This window comes from Streptomyces xanthii, assembly GCF_014621695.1.
Lineage (GTDB): Bacteria > Actinomycetota > Actinomycetes > Streptomycetales > Streptomycetaceae > Streptomyces > Streptomyces xanthii.
Window position 1 is genome coordinate 7,190,937 of the sequence record NZ_CP061281.1, and the last position, 17,939, is coordinate 7,208,875.

Consider the following 17,939-nt stretch of genomic DNA (forward strand, 5'->3'; position numbering starts at 1 on the left):
ATTCCTACCTGACACCCGAGGGCTACGAGCGTGGCAGCTGGCGCACCCTGGCGAACCCTGGCGAATAGTCGCTCTGCAACTGACAGAGGGCTACTGTCGATTGCAGCCGAGAACCTGGGGGCTTACGTGAGCGGACAACCCAACTCCCGCCTGAACGACCTGTTCGGCCTGGCCGGCTGGTCCAAGGGGGAACTCGCGAGACTCGTCAACCGGCAGGCGGCGGCCATGGGCCACCCGCAGCTGGCGACGGACACCTCGCGGGTGAGGCGGTGGATCGACACGGGAGAGATCCCGCGCGATCCGGTGCCCCGGGTGCTGGCGGCGCTGTTCACTGAGCGACTCGGCCGTGTCGTGACCATCGAGGATCTCGGTCTCGTCCGGCACGGGCGCGTGGGGAAACGGCAGGGCGGCGGGAGCCTGGAACGACAGGGGCCCGACGGAGTGCCGTGGGCGCCCGAACGGACAGCTGCGGTCCTCACCGAATTCACGGGAATGGACCTCATGCTCAACCGACGCGGCTTGGTGGGCGCGGGTGCCGCGCTCGCCGCGGGTTCCGCACTCAGCACCGCCATGCACGACTGGCTGCACGCCGACCCGGCCCTCGCGGCCGACGCCCCCAGGACCACCGATCCCCTGCACGCCGACCCCGCTGGGTTCGACCGCTACGAGGCCGCCCCCATCGGGTCGCAGGAGATCGAGGAACTGGAGCGCTCCGTCGAGGTCTTCCGGGCCTGGGACGCCTCCCGGGGCGGCGGCCTCCAGCGCAAGGCGGTGGTGGGACAGCTCAACGAAGTCGGTGGGATGCTCTCCTACCGTCATCCCGACCATCTGCAGCGGCGCCTGTGGGGCGTCGCCGCCAATCTCGCCGTCCTCGCGGGCTGGATGTCGCACGACGTCGGCCTGGAGCCCACGGCCCAGAAGTACTTCGTCATCGCCGCGCACGCCGCGCGCGAGGGCGGGGACCGGCCGCGCGCCGGTGAGGCCCTGTCCAGAGCCGCACGCCAGATGGTGCACCTGGGCCGGCCCGACGACGCGCTCGACCTGATGAAGCTCGCCAAGTCCGGCTCCGGCGACGAGGTGCTGCCGCGGACCAAGGCGATGCTGTTCACCATCGAGGCCTGGGCCCAGGCGTCCATGGGCAAGGGCCAGGCGATGCGCCGCACCCTCGGTCAGGCGGAGGATCTCTTCGTCTCCGACAAGGGCGACGTGCCGCCGCCGAGCTGGATGCAGATGTTCGACGAGGCGGACCTGCACGGGATGCAGGCCCTGGCGTACCGCACCCTCGCCGAGCACGAGCCCGGTGCCGCCGTCATCGCGCAGCGGCACGCCCAGGAGGCCCTGGCCCTGCGGGCCGGCGGCCGCGACCGTTCGAAGATCTTCGACCATCTGTCCATGGCCTCGGCCTGCTTCATCGCGGACGATCCCGAACAGGCGGACCGCTACGCACGTCTGGCGCTCTCTTCGATGGGGTCGAACTCCTCGCACCGCACCTGGGACCGGCTCCGTGAGATGTACCGGCTGACCGGGCACTACGCGGACTACCCGAAGATCGAGGACCTGCGCGAGGAGATCCAGCTGGCGCTGCCCCGGACCCCGGGGAAGAAGCTCCAGGCGTAGTCGGGCACCGGTGCGATCCGGCACCAGGTGCCGTCACGTACCCAGGTGCCGTCACAGGAACCCAAGAGTCAGAAACCCAAGGGTCAGGAACCCAAGAGTCAGAAACCCAAGGGTCAGGAACCCAAGAGTCAGAAACCCAAGGGTCAGGAACCGACCCGGGCGACGAGGACGCAGCCGTCGTTCTCCCGCTCGTCCCCGCCGAGCTCGTCCGAGACCATGCGCAGGCACTCCTGCGGGTCCCGGGCGGCGGTGAGGCGCGGGGCGAGGGCGAGCAGCCGGCCCGCCGCCGCGGTGGCCCCGCGGCGTGGCACCAGTCCGTCGGTGTGCAGCAGCAGCAGATCACCGGCGCGCAGGGTCTCCTCGGCCTGCCCGTACGCCGTACCGGCCGGGGCGCCCAGTGGCGAGCCCGCCGGTGACGTGAGGGCGCGCCCGGCGCCGTCGCGGAACAGCAGCGGGGCGGGGTGACCGGCCGAGGCCCAGGTCAGCACCCGGGCCACCGGGTCGTACCGGCAGCACAGTGCGCTGCCCAGCCGCGGCTGGGCGGGGGTGTCCAGGAGGTGGTTCAGCCCGGACAGCAGTCCGGCGGGGTCGGTACCGCACAGAGCCATGCCGCGGGCGGCGCCGAGCAGCATCGCGACGTCCGCGGTGGCGGCGGCGCCGCGCCCGGGCAGATCGCCGACGCTCAACAGCGTCGCGCCGTCCGCCAGTCCGAGCGCGTCGTACCAGTCGCCGCCCGACGGCGCGCCGGTCGCGGCGGGGAGGCGCAGCGCGGCGATGTCGAGTCCGCCGGGTGCGCCGGTGGAGGCGCGCGGGACCTGGAGCGAGCCGCGCCACGCGGGTGGCGCGGCCTCCTGCGGCTCGGGCGGTGCGACGGGCCGGCGGCGCCGGAGGGAGTCACGGGTCTCGCGCACCGTGCGCTGGCTGCGGCGCAGCTCGCTGACGTCCCGGACGACCGCCCACATCGACGCGGTCGCGCCGTCCGCGTCGAGCACCGGCTCGCCCATCATGTGCACCGTGCGCACGGAACCGTCCGGGCGCACGACACGGAACTCGCCGTCGATCGGCTTCCCGTCGATCAGGCAGTCGGTGACCATCGAGGTCAGCTTCGGCTGGTCGTCGGCGTGCACCACGGAGGGCAGCTCGTCGAGCGTGAGGGCGGGCACGGACGGGTCGCGGCCGAGGATCTGGAAGAGCTCCTCGGACCAACTGGCCTCGTCGGTCAGCAGATCCCATTCCGCGCTGCCGACCCGGCTGAGCAGGGAGCCCGCGGCCCGCTGGGCGGGCCGGTCGGCGCGCGCGAGGGCCGGACCCTCGCGCAGTTGCGCCAAGTGCCGGTCGAGATCGCTCAGTTGGTGCACGGCCAGCTCGTAGAGTGCGCGCTGCCAGCGCGCCTCGGGGTCGGCCGCGTCGCCCACGGCGTCACGGCGCACGGCATCGACGTCACCGAGCAGACGGCGTGTCTGCGAGATCAGCGCGTCGACGGTGCCACGCTCCGGCGGCTGGCCGGCGGGGCGGTCCGCGAAGACATGGGGGGACATGACGAACTCCGATGCAGGCACAGAAGGCCGAGGCTGACGGAAGGACCGGTTAAGACTCTGGCACAGGGCGCGGGACCCCGTAAGGGATTTGGCCATACACGATGCGGTGGTGCTTCTGGCATATGCCCGAGTCCTCCGGGATGCGTCTTCCGTGCGTCCTGGTCGAACGAGTGGCCGATCCTGGCGTATGCCGCCCTGGTGAGGTGTATGGCCCGGGCTGCGTCGAACGGCGTAGGGACGGCTACGCCGTGTCGGACGCTCCCCCTCGGGCCGGCGGTGTCTACAGTCCGGCGGGCGTCAGGACCTTGTCCTTGAGGAGCTCCAGGATCCGGCGGCCCTCGTCCGGGCCCTGCCAGAGGGCGGGGTCGCCGGGGTAGGTGTCGAACAGGACGTGCCGGGCGCCGAGTTCGGCCAGGGTCGCGACGTCGGCCCGGATCTGGTCGACGCTGCCGTGGCCGAGCGGCCGGTCCTCGGTGTCGGGCACGTCCGCGACCATCAGCTGGATGCGTGGTGCGAACTCCGGCGCCGGGCGCCCGGCCCGCTCGGCCTCCTCGGCGACCCGCGGCAGCTGTCGCTCCAGCGCGGCCCGCGTGGGCCGGAACGGATGCCAGGCCTCGCCCAGGCGCCCGGCCCGGCGCAGCGCCGCCGGGGAGTCGCCGCCGACCCAGACCGGGACGTGCGGGGCGGTGGCCGGGGCGGGCGCCGTGCGGACGCCCTCGAACGAGACGTAGCGGCCCTCGAAGCTGCACGGGTCCTGGGTCCAGGCGGCCCGGATCGCGGTCAGGTACTCGTCGGTGATGGCCCCGCGCTCCGCGAACGGCACGCCGAGCACCTCGTACTCGGCGGCCGACCAGCCGACGCCCGCGCCGAGGATGAAGCCGCCCTCGTTCAGCTGGTCGATGTTGGCGGCGAGCCGCGCGGTCTGCAGCGGATGCCGATAGGGGATCACGGTGATGGTCGTGCCGAGCGTCAGGCCGGGCACCCGGCCCGCGAGATGGGCCGCGAGGACGAACTGGTCGTAGAAGGGGGCCGGGTAGACCGCGTGCACGTCCGGGGTCACCGCGATGTGGTCCGAGATCATCGCGAAGGTGAAGCCGAGGTCACGCGCGTCCGTCGCCTGCCGGACGAGGCTCTCGGGGGTCGTGCCGGAGCCGAAGTTGAGGAGATTCACGCCGTATCGCATGGGGCGCAGTCTCGATGATCTTGATCGCTCCGGCCAAACCCGTGATCGATTTCAAGCCGTGGTTGTCAGGGCGTGCTTGCGACCGCTACCTTCACGGCCATGTCCGTTGGAATATCAAACCCACTTGTCCCGGCCGGACCGTCGGCGCGCGCCACCGCGTGGATCGTCTCCGTCGGCGTCTTCGTCGTGAACCTGGACCTCTTCGTCGTCAACGTCGCCGTGCCCGCGCTCGGCGCCTCCTTCGACGGCGCCTCGCTCGCCTCCCTGTCCTGGGTCCTCAACGCGTACGCGATCGTGTTCGCCGCCCTGCTCGTGCCTGCCGGGCGCCTCGCCGACCGGTTCGGCCACCGGCGCGGATTCCTGCTCGGGCTCGCCGTGTTCACCCTCGCGTCCACGCTGTGCGCCCTCGCCCCGGGCGTCGGCTGGCTGAGCGCCGCGCGCGCCCTCCAGGCTGCGGGCGCCGCCGCCCTCATGCCGACCTCCCTCGCGCTGCTGCTCGTCGCCACGCCCGCCGAGCGGCGCACCCGGGCCGTGCGCGGCTGGGCGGCGATCGGCGGCATCGCCGCCGGACTCGGGCCCGTCGCCGGAGGCCTGCTGGTCGAACTCGACTGGCGCTGGGTCTTCCTGGTGAACGTCCCCGTCGGGGTGGCCGGGCTGCTGCTCGGCGCGCGACTGCTGCCCGCGGACCGGCCCGACCGCGGTGGCCCCCTGCCCGACCTGACCGGCGCCGTCCTGCTGACGGGCGCGATCGGCGTCCTCGCCCTCGGTCTCGTCAAGTCGGATGCCTGGGGCTGGAGTTCGGGCCGCACGCTCGGCGCCCTCGCGGCCGCCGTGCTGCTCGGCGGCGCGTTCTGGTGGCGCTCGGCCCGCCATCCCGCGCCGGTCGTCGAACTGCCGCTGCTCCGCATCCCCGCGTTCTCGGTCGCGACCTGCGCCGCCCTGCTGTTCACCGTGGCGTTCGCGGGCCTGCTGCTCACGTCCGTCCTGTGGTGCCGCCAGGTGTGGGGGTACTCGGCGATCCGCACCGGCCTCGCGATCGCCCCCGGCCCGCTCGTCGTGCCCGTCCTCGCCCTCGGTTCGGGCCCCCTCGTGCGCCGGATCGGCGCGGGCCGCACCGCCGCGCTCGGCTGTGTGCTGCTCGGGCTGGGTCTCGTGTGGTGGGCGCTGAGCGCCGACCCGGTCCCGCACTACGCCACCGGACTGCTGCCCGGCATGCTCGTCACCGGAGTCGGCGTCGGACTCGCCCTGCCGACCCTGGTCGGCGCGGCCGCCGCGGCGCTCCCGCCGGACCGCTTCGCGACCGGATCCGCCGTCACCACCATGGCCCGGCAGACCGGTTCCGTCCTCGGCGTCGCGGTCACCGTGAGCCTCCTCGGACAGCCCGCCACCGCCTCGGCCGCGCTCGACGCCTTCCGCCACGGCTGGTACGTCGCCGCCGCCTCGGCGTTCATCGCCGCCGTCGCCGCGCTCCTCCTGCGCCGTGAGGCGCGATCGCCGGTGCCGGCGGCCGCGGGGGCGGCGGAGGTGTCGCACGGCTCCGCTTGAGCGTCAGGCCTTCGGTGAGGTGGACGGGGGTGCGCGGCACGGCTGGTGGGCGGCGCGGCCGCCTCGGCGTCCTTCGCTGCCGTTGCAGCCTTGCTCCTGCGCCGTGCGGCACGACCACCCGCGGGCCGGTGGCTGCGGGGGCGTCGCGCGGTTCCGTGTGAGCGTCAGGCCTTCGGCGCGGCCGACGGGGTGCGCGGCGTGGTGGTGCGGGGCGCGGTGGTCCGCGCCGGCGCTGCCTCGCTCGCATCGGAGTTCGCACTGGAGCCCGCGCCGGTGTGCAGGGCGGCGATCTGGGAGCGGGAGGTGAAGCCGAGCTTGGTCAGGATGTGCTCGACGTGCGAGTCGACGGTCCGCTTCGACACGACGAGCCGCGCCGCGATCTCACGGTTCGTCAGACCCTCGCTGACCAGCGCCGCGACCTGCCGCTCGCGCGGCGTCAGCCCGTCCGCCGGGCCCGCGCGCTGCACCGGCACGTCCGGCGCCGCCGACTCGTCGTCCAGCGCCAGGTCCACCACCGTGTCGAGCGGCAGACCGGCGCCCTCGGTGAACGCGTCGTGATAGCCGTCCGCGCCCAGCGCCGCCCGGGCCGGGCCCGCCGCGTCCGCGTGCAGTTCGTGCAGGACGGGAATGCCGAACCGGGCCTCCTTCGCGGCCCTGCGCCACAGCGCGTCCGCCGCGCCCTGGAGCAGGGCCACCCGCTCGAAGTGCCGCAGCCGCGCCGCGTGCCAGGCGAGTCCCTCGAAGAAGTGCGCGAGCCCCATCAGGTCGTGCAGCGCGGCTTTCGCGCGCAGCCCGTCCCGCGCGCACTCCACCGCCGCCTCGTGCTCGCCCCTGAGCCACAGCCCGACGCTCTTGACCCACAGCGCCCAGCTGCGCGCCCACTGCTCCGCGGGCTGCGCGGCGCCCCGGGCCAGCGAGTCGTCGCACCAGTCGATGCCCCGCTGGTGCTCGCCAGAGAGGATCAGCATGAGGCCGCCGTAGAAGCCGAGCATGCGCAGGCCCGTGTCGTCGCCGAGGGCCGTCATCCGGGTGCGGGCCTCCTCGAAGTCCGCGGCGCAGCCTTCCATGCGGCCCAGGAAGTACCGGCGGTGCGCCTGGAAGGCGAGCGTCCACGCGGCGCCGGTCCGGTCCTCGATGCGGGCCGCGATCCGCTCGGCCTCGGCGAGCAGCTCCTCGTTGCCGCCGCGCTCGCCCTGGATGTCCATGTACCAGCTGGTCAGCCAGAGCGCCTTGACCCGGGTCGGGGTCTCGTCGCGGCAGCCGTCCAGGGTGCGCCGCAGCCAGTACCGGCCCTCGGTGAGCAGGCCCGTGGCGTGCCAGTAGCCCCACAGGGCCGTCGCCATCTCCAGACCCCGGCCGTGCAGCCGGGGCGTCGTCACGCAGTACTCGAGCGCGACCCTGACGTTGGCCCGGTCGCGGACCAGGGCGCGCAGCAGCGGGATCTGCGAGTCCCCGGTCCACTCCTGGTCGAAGGCGCGTGCCACGTCCAGGAAGTACGCGAGGTGCCGGCAGCGGGTGCGTTCCTCGTCGCCCGACGCGGCGAGTCGTTCGAGGCCGTACTCGCGGATCGTGTCGAGCATCCGGTACCGGGTGCCCTCGGGGGTCTCGACGCGGACGACGACCGATTTCTCGACCAGGGCGATGAGCGCGGTGAGGACGTCGTCCACCGGCAGCGACCGGTCGTCGGCGCACACCGACTCGGCCGCCTCCAGGCTCAGTTCGCCCGCGAACACGGACAGCCGGGCCCACAGCAGCCGCTCCGGCTCGGTCGACAGGTCGTGGCTCCAGCCGATCGCCGTGCGCAGGGTCTGGTGGCGCGGCACGGACGTGCGGCGCCCGCCCGTCAGCAGCCGGAACCGGTCGTCGAGCCGGGTGAGCATCTCGTCCAGGGACACCGCCCGCAGCCGCGACACGGCGAGCTCGATGGCCAGCGGGATGCCGTCGAGCCGGCGGCACAGGGCGAGCACGTCGGAGCGGTTGTCGTCGCCCACCGTGAACCCGGCCACGGCGGCCGAGGCGCGGTCCGCGAACAGGCGCACCGCGTCGCACTCCTCCCCGTCGCCCGGCGCGGCGACCTCGGGCACGCCCAGCGGGCCGATCGCGAGGACGTGCTCGCCCGGCACGTCGAGGGGCTGCCGGCTGGTGGCCACGATGCGCAGCCGGGGCGCGGCGCGCAGCAGTTCGTCGCAGAGCACCGCGCACGCGTCGACCAGGTGCTCGCAGGTGTCGAGCAGCAGCAACAGCTCGCGGTCCTCCAAGTGGTCGGCGACCACCTCGAGCGCGGGCCGCGCCGTCTGCTCGGGCAGGTCGAGCGCGGCGGCCACCGTGTTGGCGAGCAGCTTCGGGTCGCGCAGCGCGGACAGTTCGACCATCTGTACGCCGGACGAGAACGTGTCCCGCGCCTCGTGCGCCGCGCGGACCGCCGTACGGGTCTTGCCCACGCCGCCGGGGCCGGTGAGCGTCACGAGCCGGGCCCGGGTCAACAGCTCGGACACCTGCGCCAGTTCGCGCCGCCGGCCGACGAAACTGGTGGCCTCGGCGGGCAGGTCTCCCGGGGTACGGGGACCGGAACTGCGGTTCATGCGGGGGCACACTCCGTGCGGGCGACGACGGGACCGATCCTTTCCCACGCTATCGGCATCGGGCCCGGTGAAGGAGCTCATCGCGGAGGAACGCGGCCCGTGAGCACGGAAGTCGGGGCCGCGCGGTCACTCCGGCGCGGGCACCATGTCCAGGAACGCGGCCGCGGCGGGGGAGCGGCGCGCCTCGTTCCACACCAGCCGCTCCTCGCGCACCGGTCCGCCGCGCACCGGCACCGCCGTGAGCCCCGGCAGACGCGGGACCAGCCGGGACGGCAGCAGCGAGATGCCGAGCCCGCCGCGCACCAGGTCGGCGAGGAAGCCCAGGAAGCGGGCCTCGAACGCCACTTCGCGGTGCAGCCCGGCCGCCTGGAACGCCTCGTCGGTCTGCGCCCGGGCCGCACTGCCCGCGGGGAAGTCCACGAACGCCTCGTCCGCCAGGCGCTCCAGCGGCAGCACGGTCCCGCGCCGGGTCCGGGCCAGCGGATGCCCGGGCGCCATCACCGCCACGTGGTGGTCGACGGCCAGGGTCCGGCTGCCGAGCCCGGGCCGGTCCGTACGGAACGAGGGCGGCACACCGAGGATCGCGAGGTCCAGGCCGCCCTCGCGCACCGTGTCCACCAGCGACTCGCTCATGCCGTCGATCAGCTTCAGCCTGACCTGCGGATAGCGGTCGTGGAAGGTGCGCATCAGATCCGGCACGTCCAGCGCCGTGACCGTCGAGATCGCGCCGACGGAGAGCCGGCCCCGGATCTCGCCGGTGGCCGCGGCCACCTCGGCGCGCGCACGCTCCGCCGCCTCCAGGGCCTGCCGGGCGGCCGGAAGGAAGGCCTCGCCCGCGGCGGTCAGCCGCACCCGGCGGCTGGTCCGCTCGAAAAGCCGCGCGCCCAACTCCTTCTCCAGCTTGGCGATCTGATGGCTCAGCGCCGACTGCACCACCAGGCACCGCTCGGCGGCCCGGGTGAACCCGCCGGTCTCGGCGACGGCGACGACATAGCGCAACTGCTGCAGCTCCATGGATCCATCGTGATCCGCGATCGTTCGGATGACAAGGATGTGTTGGACTCATAGGTGGGGGGAGGAGCAGTCTTCCTGACATGACACAGACAGAGCTTCGCCCCGCAAGCGCCGCCGGTGCCGCCGGTACGACCGAGCCCCAGAGGACGCACGCCGGACCGCGCCGCAGCCTGCTCCTCCTCATGGCCGTCGCCACCGGCCTGTCCTGCGCCGGGAACTACGTCGCGCAGCCCCTGCTCGATCTCATCTCCCGCGACCTGGGCCTCGGCAGCGTGCTCACCGGCCTCGTCGTCACCGCCGCGCAGGCGGGGTACGCGCTCGGTCTGATGCTGATCATCCCGCTCGGCGACGTGCTCGACCGGCGGCGCCTCGCGGTCACGCTCTTCTCGGCGACCGCCCTCTTCCTCACCGTCTCCGCGCTCGCCCCCAGCGGCCCCGTGCTCCTCGCCAGCACGATCCTGACGGCCCTGACCTCGGTCGGCGCCCAGGTCCTCGTAGCCCACGCCGCCGCCCTCGCCACCGCGGAGACCCGCGGCCGGGCCGTCGCCACCGTGATGTCAGGCGTGCTGCTGGGCGGCCTGCTGGCCCGCACCGCGGCCGGCGGCCTCTCCGGCCTCGGCGGCTGGCGCACCGCGTACTGGGTGCTCGCCGTGCTCATGGCCGCCATGGCCGTCGTCCTGCACCGGTACGTGCCGCGCCTGTTCGACAGCACCGACCTGCGCTACCCGGCCCTGCTCCGCTCCACCCTCGCCCTGCTGCGCGAGGAGCCGGTGCTGCGCCGGCGGGCCCTGCTCGGCGGCCTGTCCTTCGCCTCGTACAGCGTCCAGCTCGCCGCCATCACCTTCCTGCTCAGCGGTGCCCCGTACCACTGGTCGGCGCCCGCGATCGGACTGTTCGGACTGATCGGGGCCGTGGGCGTGCTCACCATGACCTTCGCGGCGCGGCTCGCCGACCGCGGCAAGGTCTCCCTGGTCACCGGCACCGCCGTCGCCCTGCTGCTGCTCGGCTGGCCGGCCCTGTACTTCGGCGCCCACTCCCTGATCTGGCTCGTCGTCGGCGTCATCGCCCTGAACATCGGCCAGCAGGCCGTCCTCAACAGCAGCCAGACCGTCATCTACGGACTGCGCCCCGAGGCCCGCAGCCGCGTCAACTCGGCCTTCTCCACGTCCTTCTTCTTCGGCGGCGCGACCGGCTCGGCTCTCGCCGCGGTCGTCTGGGCGGCGGCCGGCTGGACCGGCATCACGGCCCTCGGCGCGGGGCTCGCCGCCCTCGGCCTGGTCGTGTGGCTCACGGGGCGTGACCACTGACCGCACGGCGGGGGGTGACGGCGAGCGGGCCGGAGTCAGGCTTCGAACTGACTCCGGCCCGTCGTCTGTTCGTAGAGCACCTTCGCCGCCTGCTTCGCCGACGACTGCCACAGGGTCGTCACCGGCTCCCAGACCCGCACCCCGGCCGGCGCCCCGAGCGTCAGCGCCTGGAAGCGGCTGCCGTCGTGCTCCGGTACGGCGGTCACCGTCACGTACATGACCGTCCGCACCTCCTGCTCGGCGTCGTCCGAGTCGGACACCGAGCGGACCTCCGCGTACACGGTGGCGTGCGCGGCGAGCGTGCGTCCCGCGTGCGGCACGGCGGGCAGCGGCAGCGCCGCCCCGTCGAGATCCCCGTACGTGACCGTGGGGACGCGGTCGACCAGGCAGGGCTTGCCCGAATCGTTGCGCAGCCGGAGCTTGAGCACGTCACCGTCGTCGTCGGACGGGTCGGCCCGCAGCGTCAGGTCCTTCTCGGCGCAGCGCGGGAGGTCGGCGGCGGGCGCGGCCCGCGTCGAGGCCGTGGCGGCCGGGACGGTGAGAGCGGCCAGGGCGAGGGCGGCCGTGGTGGCCGCCGTGAGGTGACGAGCGCGCATCGGCAGATCCAGTCCGTCGTCGGTCGTGCTTCTTGCGGGCCGTGGATCGCGTCCCGCAAGGGGGTCGCAATACGGACATATGAGCCTATCCTGGAAGTGCGGCTCGTGTACGACGGCGTAGTTCCGATCATGGACCTCCAGATCGCGGACCACGCCCTCCTCGGGGACCTGGAGACCGCCGCGCTGGTCGGCGGCGACGGGTCCGTCGACTGGCTCTGCCTGCCCCGCTTCGACTCGCCCGCCGCCTGCGCCGCGCTCCTCGGCACCCCGGACCACGGCGTGTGGCGGCTGGCTCCCGCCGACCCCCGCGCCCGCGCGGAGCGCGCCTACCGGCCCGACACCCTCGTCCTCGACACGGTCTGGCGGACCCCCGACGGCGCCGTCCGGATCACCGACTTCATGCCCCCGCGCGCCACCCGCCCCTGCCTCGTCCGCTGCGTCGAAGGACTCACCGGCACCGTGCCCGTGCACGGACTGCTGCGGCTCCGCTTCCACCAAGGACGCGTCGTCCCCTGGATGCTGCGCCAGGACCCCTGCACCGTCGCCCTCGCCGGACCCGACGCCGTCTGGGTCCGCGCCGACGGCCCCGTCCGCGAGACCCCCGACCCGGACGGCGCCGCCCTCGGCTTCGACGCAGCCCTCGCACCGGGCCAGCGCTGCGCCGTCACCCTCGTCTGGGCGCCCTCGCACCTGACCGAACCCCCGCCCGAGCTCGCCGTGCCCGCCCGCACCCAGCTCAAGGAGACCCTCGCCTTCTGGCGCCGCTGGGCCGCCCACTGCGCCTACGACGGCCCCTGGCGCCCCGCCGTCCTGCGCTCCCTGATCACCTGGAAGGCGCTCACCCACGCCCCCACCGGCGCCGTCCTCGCCGCCCCCACCACCTCCCTGCCGCACGGCCCCGACGGCGCCCACGACGGCGACGGCCGCGTCTGCCGCCTCGACGGCCTGCGCCCCGACCTCGCCACCCTGATCCGCTGCGGCCTGCGCGCCGAGGCCGCCCACCGCGTCGACTGGCTCCTGCGCACCACCGCGGGCGACCCCGCCGCGCTCCAGGACGTCTACGGGCCCGCGGGAGAGCGCCGACTGCGCAGCGTCGCCGCGCCCTGGTTCCCCGGGCGCCCGCCGGAGCGCCCCGTCCGCTTCGGCACCGACCCCGCCGGCGCGCTGCGCACGGCCGCGCACGGCGAGGTCCTCGACGCCCTGCACCTCGCCCTGTGCGCGGGCCTGACCGGCGGCCTCGACTCCGGGCGGCTCGCGGCCGAGCTGACCCGGCACGCCGGACTCCTGTGGACCGCCGCGCCCCCGCCGGGCCCCGCCGACCTCATGACGTGGGTGGCCCTCGACCGGGGCCTGCGCATCGCGGGCCGGCTCGGCCGCGGCACCGACGCGGGCAGCGCCGTCCTGCGCGACACGATCCGGCGCCGCCTCGTCGAGGCACCCCTGCTGCCGCCCCGGACCGCCCTGTCGATGCCCGAGGCCGGACTGCTGCCCGCCGCCGACCCCCGGGTGCGCCGCGCCCTCGCCACCGCGCACGACGACCCCGCCCCCACCGTCACCGACGGACTGCTGCGGGTCCGAGTCCTCGCCGGCGCCGGACACCGGACCGCGGCGCTGGCCTCGTTCGAGCGGATCCTGGCCGCCCGCAACGACGTGGGCCTGTTCGCCGAACGCTGGGACCCCGGCACCGGCAGCCCCCTCGGCAACGCCCCGAGCGCCGCCGCCCATCTCGCGCTCGTCGGCACCGCCCTGGCGCTGTCCGGCCCCGCCCCGGCGGCTCAGGGCCGGCGCCCAGGCGCCGGGCCGTCGAGCAGCGCGGCGGCCTGATCCGGCACCAGCGGCCGAGCGAAGAGGAAGCCCTGCCCGAACCGGCAGTCCATGGAGGTCAGCAGCGCCCACTGCTCCGGCGTCTCGATGCCTTCCGCGATGACGTCGAGACCGAGCGTGCGCGCGATCCGTACGATGCCCTCCACCAGGGCGAACTGCCGCGTGTCCACGGTGATGTCGTCGACATAGGACTTGTCGATCTTCAGGACGTCGACGGGGAACTCCCGCAGATAGCGCAGCCCCGAGAAGCCGGTGCCGAAGTCGTCCACCGCGATCCGCACCCCGAGGTCCTTCACCCGCTGGACCACCGCGTCGATCTGCTTGTCCCGCCGCATCAACACGGTCTCCGTCAGCTCCAGTTGGAGCGACCCGGGCCGCAACCCCGGCGTGTCGAGCGCCGCCCGCACCTGATCCACGAAGTCCGCCTCGCGGAACTGCCGCGCCGACACGTTCACGCTGATGTACGGGGCCGGCCCCGAGGTCGTCGCCTGCAAGCGGGCCGCGCCCGCCGCCGCGTTGCGCAGCACCCACGCGCCCAGCGAAGCGATCTGCCCGGTCTCCTCGGCCAGGGCGACGAACTGCTCCGTGGGCACCGTGCCGCGCGGATCATCCGGCCAGCGCAACAGCGCCTCGAATCCGACCACCTCCTCCGTCGCCAGGTCCACCACCGGCTGGTAGCGCAGCGCGAACCCGCCGTTGCCGACGATCGCGTCCATCCGCTCCTGCAACTCGTGCCGGCGCACCACACGGTCGTGCAGCGGCGGCCGGAAACGGCGCCACTGCCGCTTGCCCGCCGCCTTGGCCGCGTACAGCGCCAGGTCGGCGTGCTGCAGCAGCTCGTCCGCGTTCGCACTGTCCAGGGCCGTCGCCACGCCGACGCTCGCGGACACGCTCACCGAGTCCTCCAGGAGCCGTACCGGACGGCTGAGCGTCTGCAGGATCTGGGCCGCGAGCAGCTCCGCGTCGACCGGCTCACGGGCGTCCTCCATCAGCACCGCGAACTCGTCGCCGCCCAGCCGGGCCGCCGTGTCCGTGCGCCGCAGCGTGCCCGACAGCCGCTCGCCGACCGCCATCAGGAGCAGATCGCCCGCCGGATGCCCGAGCGTGTCGTTGACCATCTTGAAGTCGTCGAGGTCGATGAAGAGCAGGCAGGTCAGCGCCGGTTCGCGACGGCCGCGCAGCAGCGCGCGCTCCACCCGCTCCAGCAGCAGCGTGCGGTTCGGCAGACCCGTCAGCGCGTCGTGGAAGGCACGCTGTGTCAGCTCCTGCTCCAGCTGACGCTGCTCCGTCACGTCGCGCAGCGTCACGACGATGCCCGCCACCGTCGGATCGCCGCGCAGGTCGCTGCACCGCACCTCGACCTCGGTGCGCCCGCTGTCCCGGGTCACCCACCAGTGGTCGTGCGTCTCCGGCGCCCCCTCGGCCCGCAGCGCGTCCAGCGCCTGCCGCGCCCGCTCCCGGTCGCGCCGGCCCACCAGGTCGGGCAGCACGGAGCCGGTCGGCTCCGTCCCGCCGAACACGGCCCGCGCCGACGGGCTCGCGTACCGGACCGTGTTGTCGTCGTCGACGATGAGGATCACGTCCGACGCGTTGCTCACCAGCGTCCGGAAGTACGCCTCGCTCTCCCTGCGGCTGATCTCCTCGCGCAGGCCGATCCGCTCCATCGCGAGCCCCGCGTGCGCGGCGAGGCTCTCCAGCGGCCCCCGGATCTCGGTGAGCCGCTTGAGGGGCCCCGCCGCGACCAGCAGGCCCGGCAGATCACCGCCGGGCGGCCGGTCCGGCGGCACCATCGGACAGGCCAGCGCGGTGTCCAGGCCCCGCAGCCGGGCGGCGGCCGCGGGGCCGAGATCCGCCACGGACACGACGCGGGTCGCCGCGGGCCAGGAGTCGGGACCGGCGTCCGGCACCGCCGGCACGAGCGCCGAGGCGTGCGCGGCGTCCGGCCCGAACAGCGTGCTCACCGCACGGTCGCAGGCCGCTTCGATGTCCTGCGGGCGCTGCGCCGCCACCAGTGCCGCCGTCGCCGTCCGCAGCGTCTGCTCGCGCGCCACCGCCGTCCGGTGCGCCACGACCATGCCGCCGAGCCGCAGCAGCACGAGCAGGAACATCAGGCCGCTGAACGCCGCGATCGCCGCGCCGTCCCGCGTCCCCCCGGACAGCGCCTCGTGCAGCAGGACCACGGGAGCGCTGAGCGTCGCGAGCCCCAGCATCACCAGGCGCGGCCGGGCCGGCAGCAGCGACGGCTCGCGCGGGCGCAGCGCCGTCAGCTCGGCCATCGACGGGTGCAGCGCGGCGAGCGCCCACGCGGCGTGGAACACGATCCAGCCCACGTCGAGCGCCGTGCCCGCCTCCCAGGCGCCGTTCAGCCGCAGGATGCCGTACGTGACGTCGACGCCGAGCAGCGCCAGCGTCCCGACGAGGAGCAGTTGCAGCGACCGGTTGCCCCGCGCCCCCGGCCCCGCGGCGACCAGACGCGCGAGCAGGAGGAGCACGAGCACATCGCCCAGCGGATACGCGAGACTCACCGCGCGCTGCACCCAGGTCATGTTCTCGGTCCGCGTCAGCGGCTGGACGAGGAACACCCACACCGGCAGCGCGAGCCCCGCCGTGAGCAGCAACGCGTCGAGCAGCGCGGGCAGATCGTGCCCCGCCCACCGGTAGCGCGCCAGCCCGTACAGGCCGAGCGCGAGCAACGGATACGTCAGCAGGTAGAAGGCGTCCGAGGGGGACGGGAAGGGCACGGTCGCGTCGAGGTACTGGACGAGGACGCTGTAGTACGTGTCGCCGGCGGTGAACGTGAGGAGCGCCCCCGCGAGCACGTACCAGGGCCAGCGGTGCGCGGGACGGTGCATGCGGACCCCGAGGAGGACCGCGCCGGCGGAGGAGAGGCCGATCGCCGCCCACACCGGCGTGTACGCGGCCGGAACGGTCAGGTACACGATGGTGGCGGCCACCGCGAAGGCGGTGTAGAAGGCCATCAGCCGATGAGCTCGCAGCACTGGATACACGCCTCCCCGCGTCGGGGACACCGGGTTGCGTTCACGCAGTCGATCCTGGGCCTCGCTCCGATTCGATCGTAGGCACGGGCCCGCGCGGCCTGCATCTCAGCGCGGTACGACCGCTCCCACCTGCGGTCCTCCGCTCGGCGTGCGCCCGAAGTAGTCGGCGTCGCCGGGCTGCGGGGCCCCCGCGGGCAGCGGCAGCGCGAGGCCTTCTCCGGCGAGCGAGGTGCAGGTCGGTGTCGCCAGGTCGGCGTCCGCGACGGACCGGATCCGGGGGAGGGGGCCGCCCTTCAGGCACGGGTCGACGGTGAGTCCGGTGGGGTGTCCTTCGACGCTCTCCTGGCCGTCGGCGGCGCGCCAGGAGGCCAGGGAGTCGTACGTGTGCTCGCCCCAGCGGACCTGCCAGGTGCCGTGTGCTGCGCGGTAGGCGTTGCCCTGCAGTACGACGTTCGCGGGCTTCAGGTCCGCATCGCCCATCACGATCGGCGCGCCGGCTGTGACGAACAGGTTGTCGCGGATCTGGACACCGTGCTCGCCAGGCTGGATCCGCAGTGCGGGTCCGGGCCCCTTCGGGGCACGCGACACGAGCACGGTGTTACGGACGACAGCCAATTCCCTGAGGTCGATGCCGTACACGGCGATCGAACCGAGCTGCGGCAACCCGCGGCCGTCGTCGGCGCTGATGTTGTCGCTGATGGTGTTCCGGGTGTGGCCGCCGTTCTCCCAGCGCTGATAGGTGTAGAAGCCCGGACCGTCGTTGCCGAAGGCCAGGTTCCGGCGAAGTGCGGAGTCGGACACGTTTGAGTCGAGGCCGAAGCCGGCCCCGTCCACGCTCGAGCCGGTGTGGTTGCGGTAGGCGGCGCTGTGCTCGACGACGACCTGCGTCGAGTCGTACGCCCAGACACCGGCAGGCCCCTCCGGGGCGTCGTCGGCCGCACGCCCTCCGTTGTCGTGGGCCTCGACGTGGCGCAGCGTCGCACCGCGCACGGCACCCACGACGATGCCGTCGCCCGTGTGCCGGTCGTGGGCTCTGGGATCGCCTGTGTTGTCGTAGGCAGCCACATCTGTGAGCGTCAGCCCCCTGTGCGCGTAGGCCGCCGCCTGAGGCTTGAAGTCGGGCCCGTAGGACAAGAACCCAGCATCCTTGTTGCTGTGCAGCAGAGTACGGTCGACGGTCACCTCGCTGAAGCCCACTCCGTGCGACGACGCGCCGATGGCGACGCCGATGCGGAACCCTGCCACGTCGACGTCCCGGATGCGGATGCCCGAAGGCCGGTCGCCGTTCCGCAGGTCGCTGTACAGCAGTATCCCGGGGTCGTGTTTCCGGGCTGAGCCCGAGCCGCGCAATATCAGGCCCCGTATCTCGAGACCTCCCGTGTTGCGTACCGACACGGCGGGTGCGTCGGACGAGGAGAGCGTGGCACGCCCGGTGCCGTAGGAGCCGATGACGACAGGTCGGCCGGGATCCCCGGCCTCGCGCGGACCTACGGTGAGCGCGCCGTGGAAGTGCGCGCCGCCCTTCAACAGCAGCCGGTCGCCGGGGACGAGCCCGACGTGATCTGCGCGTGCCGGGGTGCGCCACGCCGTGTCCGGTGATGTGCCCGCGGCGTCGTCGTCGCCGTCCGGGGACAGGTAGTAGGTGTGCGTCGGAGGCACGTAGTGCGGTGTGGCGACACAGCCCACTGCCAGGAGGGCCAGGCCCAGCACCAGGGCAATGACCACGCCACGCAT

General features: G+C 73.9%; 11 protein-coding genes. 4 read left to right on the plus strand and 7 right to left on the minus strand.

The annotated features are described in order from the left end of the window. Nucleotides 1-126 precede the first annotated feature (126 nt). Nucleotides 127-1,617: a DNA-binding protein NsdB gene (locus IAG42_RS32590; protein WP_188340543.1), complete on the plus strand. Its 1,491-nt coding sequence runs from the start codon at nucleotides 127-129 to the stop codon at nucleotides 1,615-1,617. Nucleotides 1,618-1,760: 143 nt separating this feature from the next. Here IAG42_RS32590 and IAG42_RS32595 read toward each other — a convergent pair whose 3' ends face one another. Continuing rightward, the gene (locus IAG42_RS32595) at nucleotides 1,761-3,155 is read right to left on the minus strand and encodes a PP2C family protein-serine/threonine phosphatase (protein WP_188340544.1); all 1,395 of its coding nucleotides are present in this window, start codon (nucleotides 3,153-3,155) and stop codon (nucleotides 1,761-1,763) included. Between the two features lie 280 nt (nucleotides 3,156-3,435). Continuing rightward, complete coding sequence (locus IAG42_RS32600; protein ID WP_188340545.1) at nucleotides 3,436-4,338, minus strand: TIGR03619 family F420-dependent LLM class oxidoreductase; 903 nt, start codon at nucleotides 4,336-4,338, stop codon at nucleotides 3,436-3,438. A gap of 99 nt (nucleotides 4,339-4,437) precedes the next feature. Between IAG42_RS32600 and IAG42_RS32605 the strand changes: the two genes are divergently transcribed. Beyond that, nucleotides 4,438-5,883 carry an MFS transporter gene (locus IAG42_RS32605; RefSeq protein WP_188340546.1) on the plus strand — a complete coding sequence of 482 codons (1,446 nt, stop codon included), beginning with the start codon at nucleotides 4,438-4,440 and terminating at the stop codon, nucleotides 5,881-5,883. A gap of 164 nt (nucleotides 5,884-6,047) precedes the next feature. Here the strand turns inward: IAG42_RS32605 and IAG42_RS32610 are convergent, their stop codons facing one another. Both IAG42_RS32610 and IAG42_RS32615 read right to left on the minus strand, forming a co-directional pair. Next, nucleotides 6,048-8,465 carry an ATP-binding protein gene (locus IAG42_RS32610; protein ID WP_188340547.1) on the minus strand — a complete coding sequence of 806 codons (2,418 nt, stop codon included), beginning with the start codon at nucleotides 8,463-8,465 and terminating at the stop codon, nucleotides 6,048-6,050. Between the two features lie 126 nt (nucleotides 8,466-8,591). Next, the gene (locus IAG42_RS32615) at nucleotides 8,592-9,479 is read right to left on the minus strand and encodes a LysR family transcriptional regulator (protein ID WP_188340548.1); all 888 of its coding nucleotides are present in this window, start codon (nucleotides 9,477-9,479) and stop codon (nucleotides 8,592-8,594) included. Between the two features lie 80 nt (nucleotides 9,480-9,559). Here IAG42_RS32615 and IAG42_RS32620 point away from each other — a divergent pair, with 80 nt between their 5' ends. Then, on the plus strand, nucleotides 9,560-10,786 hold the full coding sequence (locus IAG42_RS32620) for an MFS transporter (protein WP_188340549.1): 1,227 nt from the start codon (nucleotides 9,560-9,562) through the stop codon (nucleotides 10,784-10,786). Nucleotides 10,787-10,821: 35 nt separating this feature from the next. Here the strand turns inward: IAG42_RS32620 and IAG42_RS32625 are convergent, their stop codons facing one another. Continuing rightward, entirely contained in the window at nucleotides 10,822-11,382 is a 561-nt protein-coding gene (locus IAG42_RS32625) for a DUF4232 domain-containing protein (protein WP_188340550.1), read from the minus strand. 129 nt (nucleotides 11,383-11,511) lie between these two features. On the opposite strand from IAG42_RS32625, the gene IAG42_RS32630 reads away from it, so the two are divergent. Continuing rightward, nucleotides 11,512-13,206, plus strand: a complete 1,695-nt coding sequence (locus IAG42_RS32630) for a glycoside hydrolase family 15 protein (protein ID WP_188340551.1) — start codon at nucleotides 11,512-11,514, stop codon at nucleotides 13,204-13,206. On the opposite strand, the gene IAG42_RS32635 is transcribed toward IAG42_RS32630, so the two are convergent. Continuing rightward, a complete protein-coding gene (locus tag IAG42_RS32635; protein WP_188340552.1) occupies nucleotides 13,158-16,184 on the minus strand; it encodes a putative bifunctional diguanylate cyclase/phosphodiesterase in 3,027 nt (1,008 codons plus the stop codon). The genes IAG42_RS32630 and IAG42_RS32635 overlap by 49 nt on opposite strands. Nucleotides 16,185-16,310: 126 nt before the next feature. After that, a complete protein-coding gene (locus IAG42_RS32640; protein ID WP_188340553.1) occupies nucleotides 16,311-17,939 on the minus strand; it encodes a right-handed parallel beta-helix repeat-containing protein in 1,629 nt (542 codons plus the stop codon).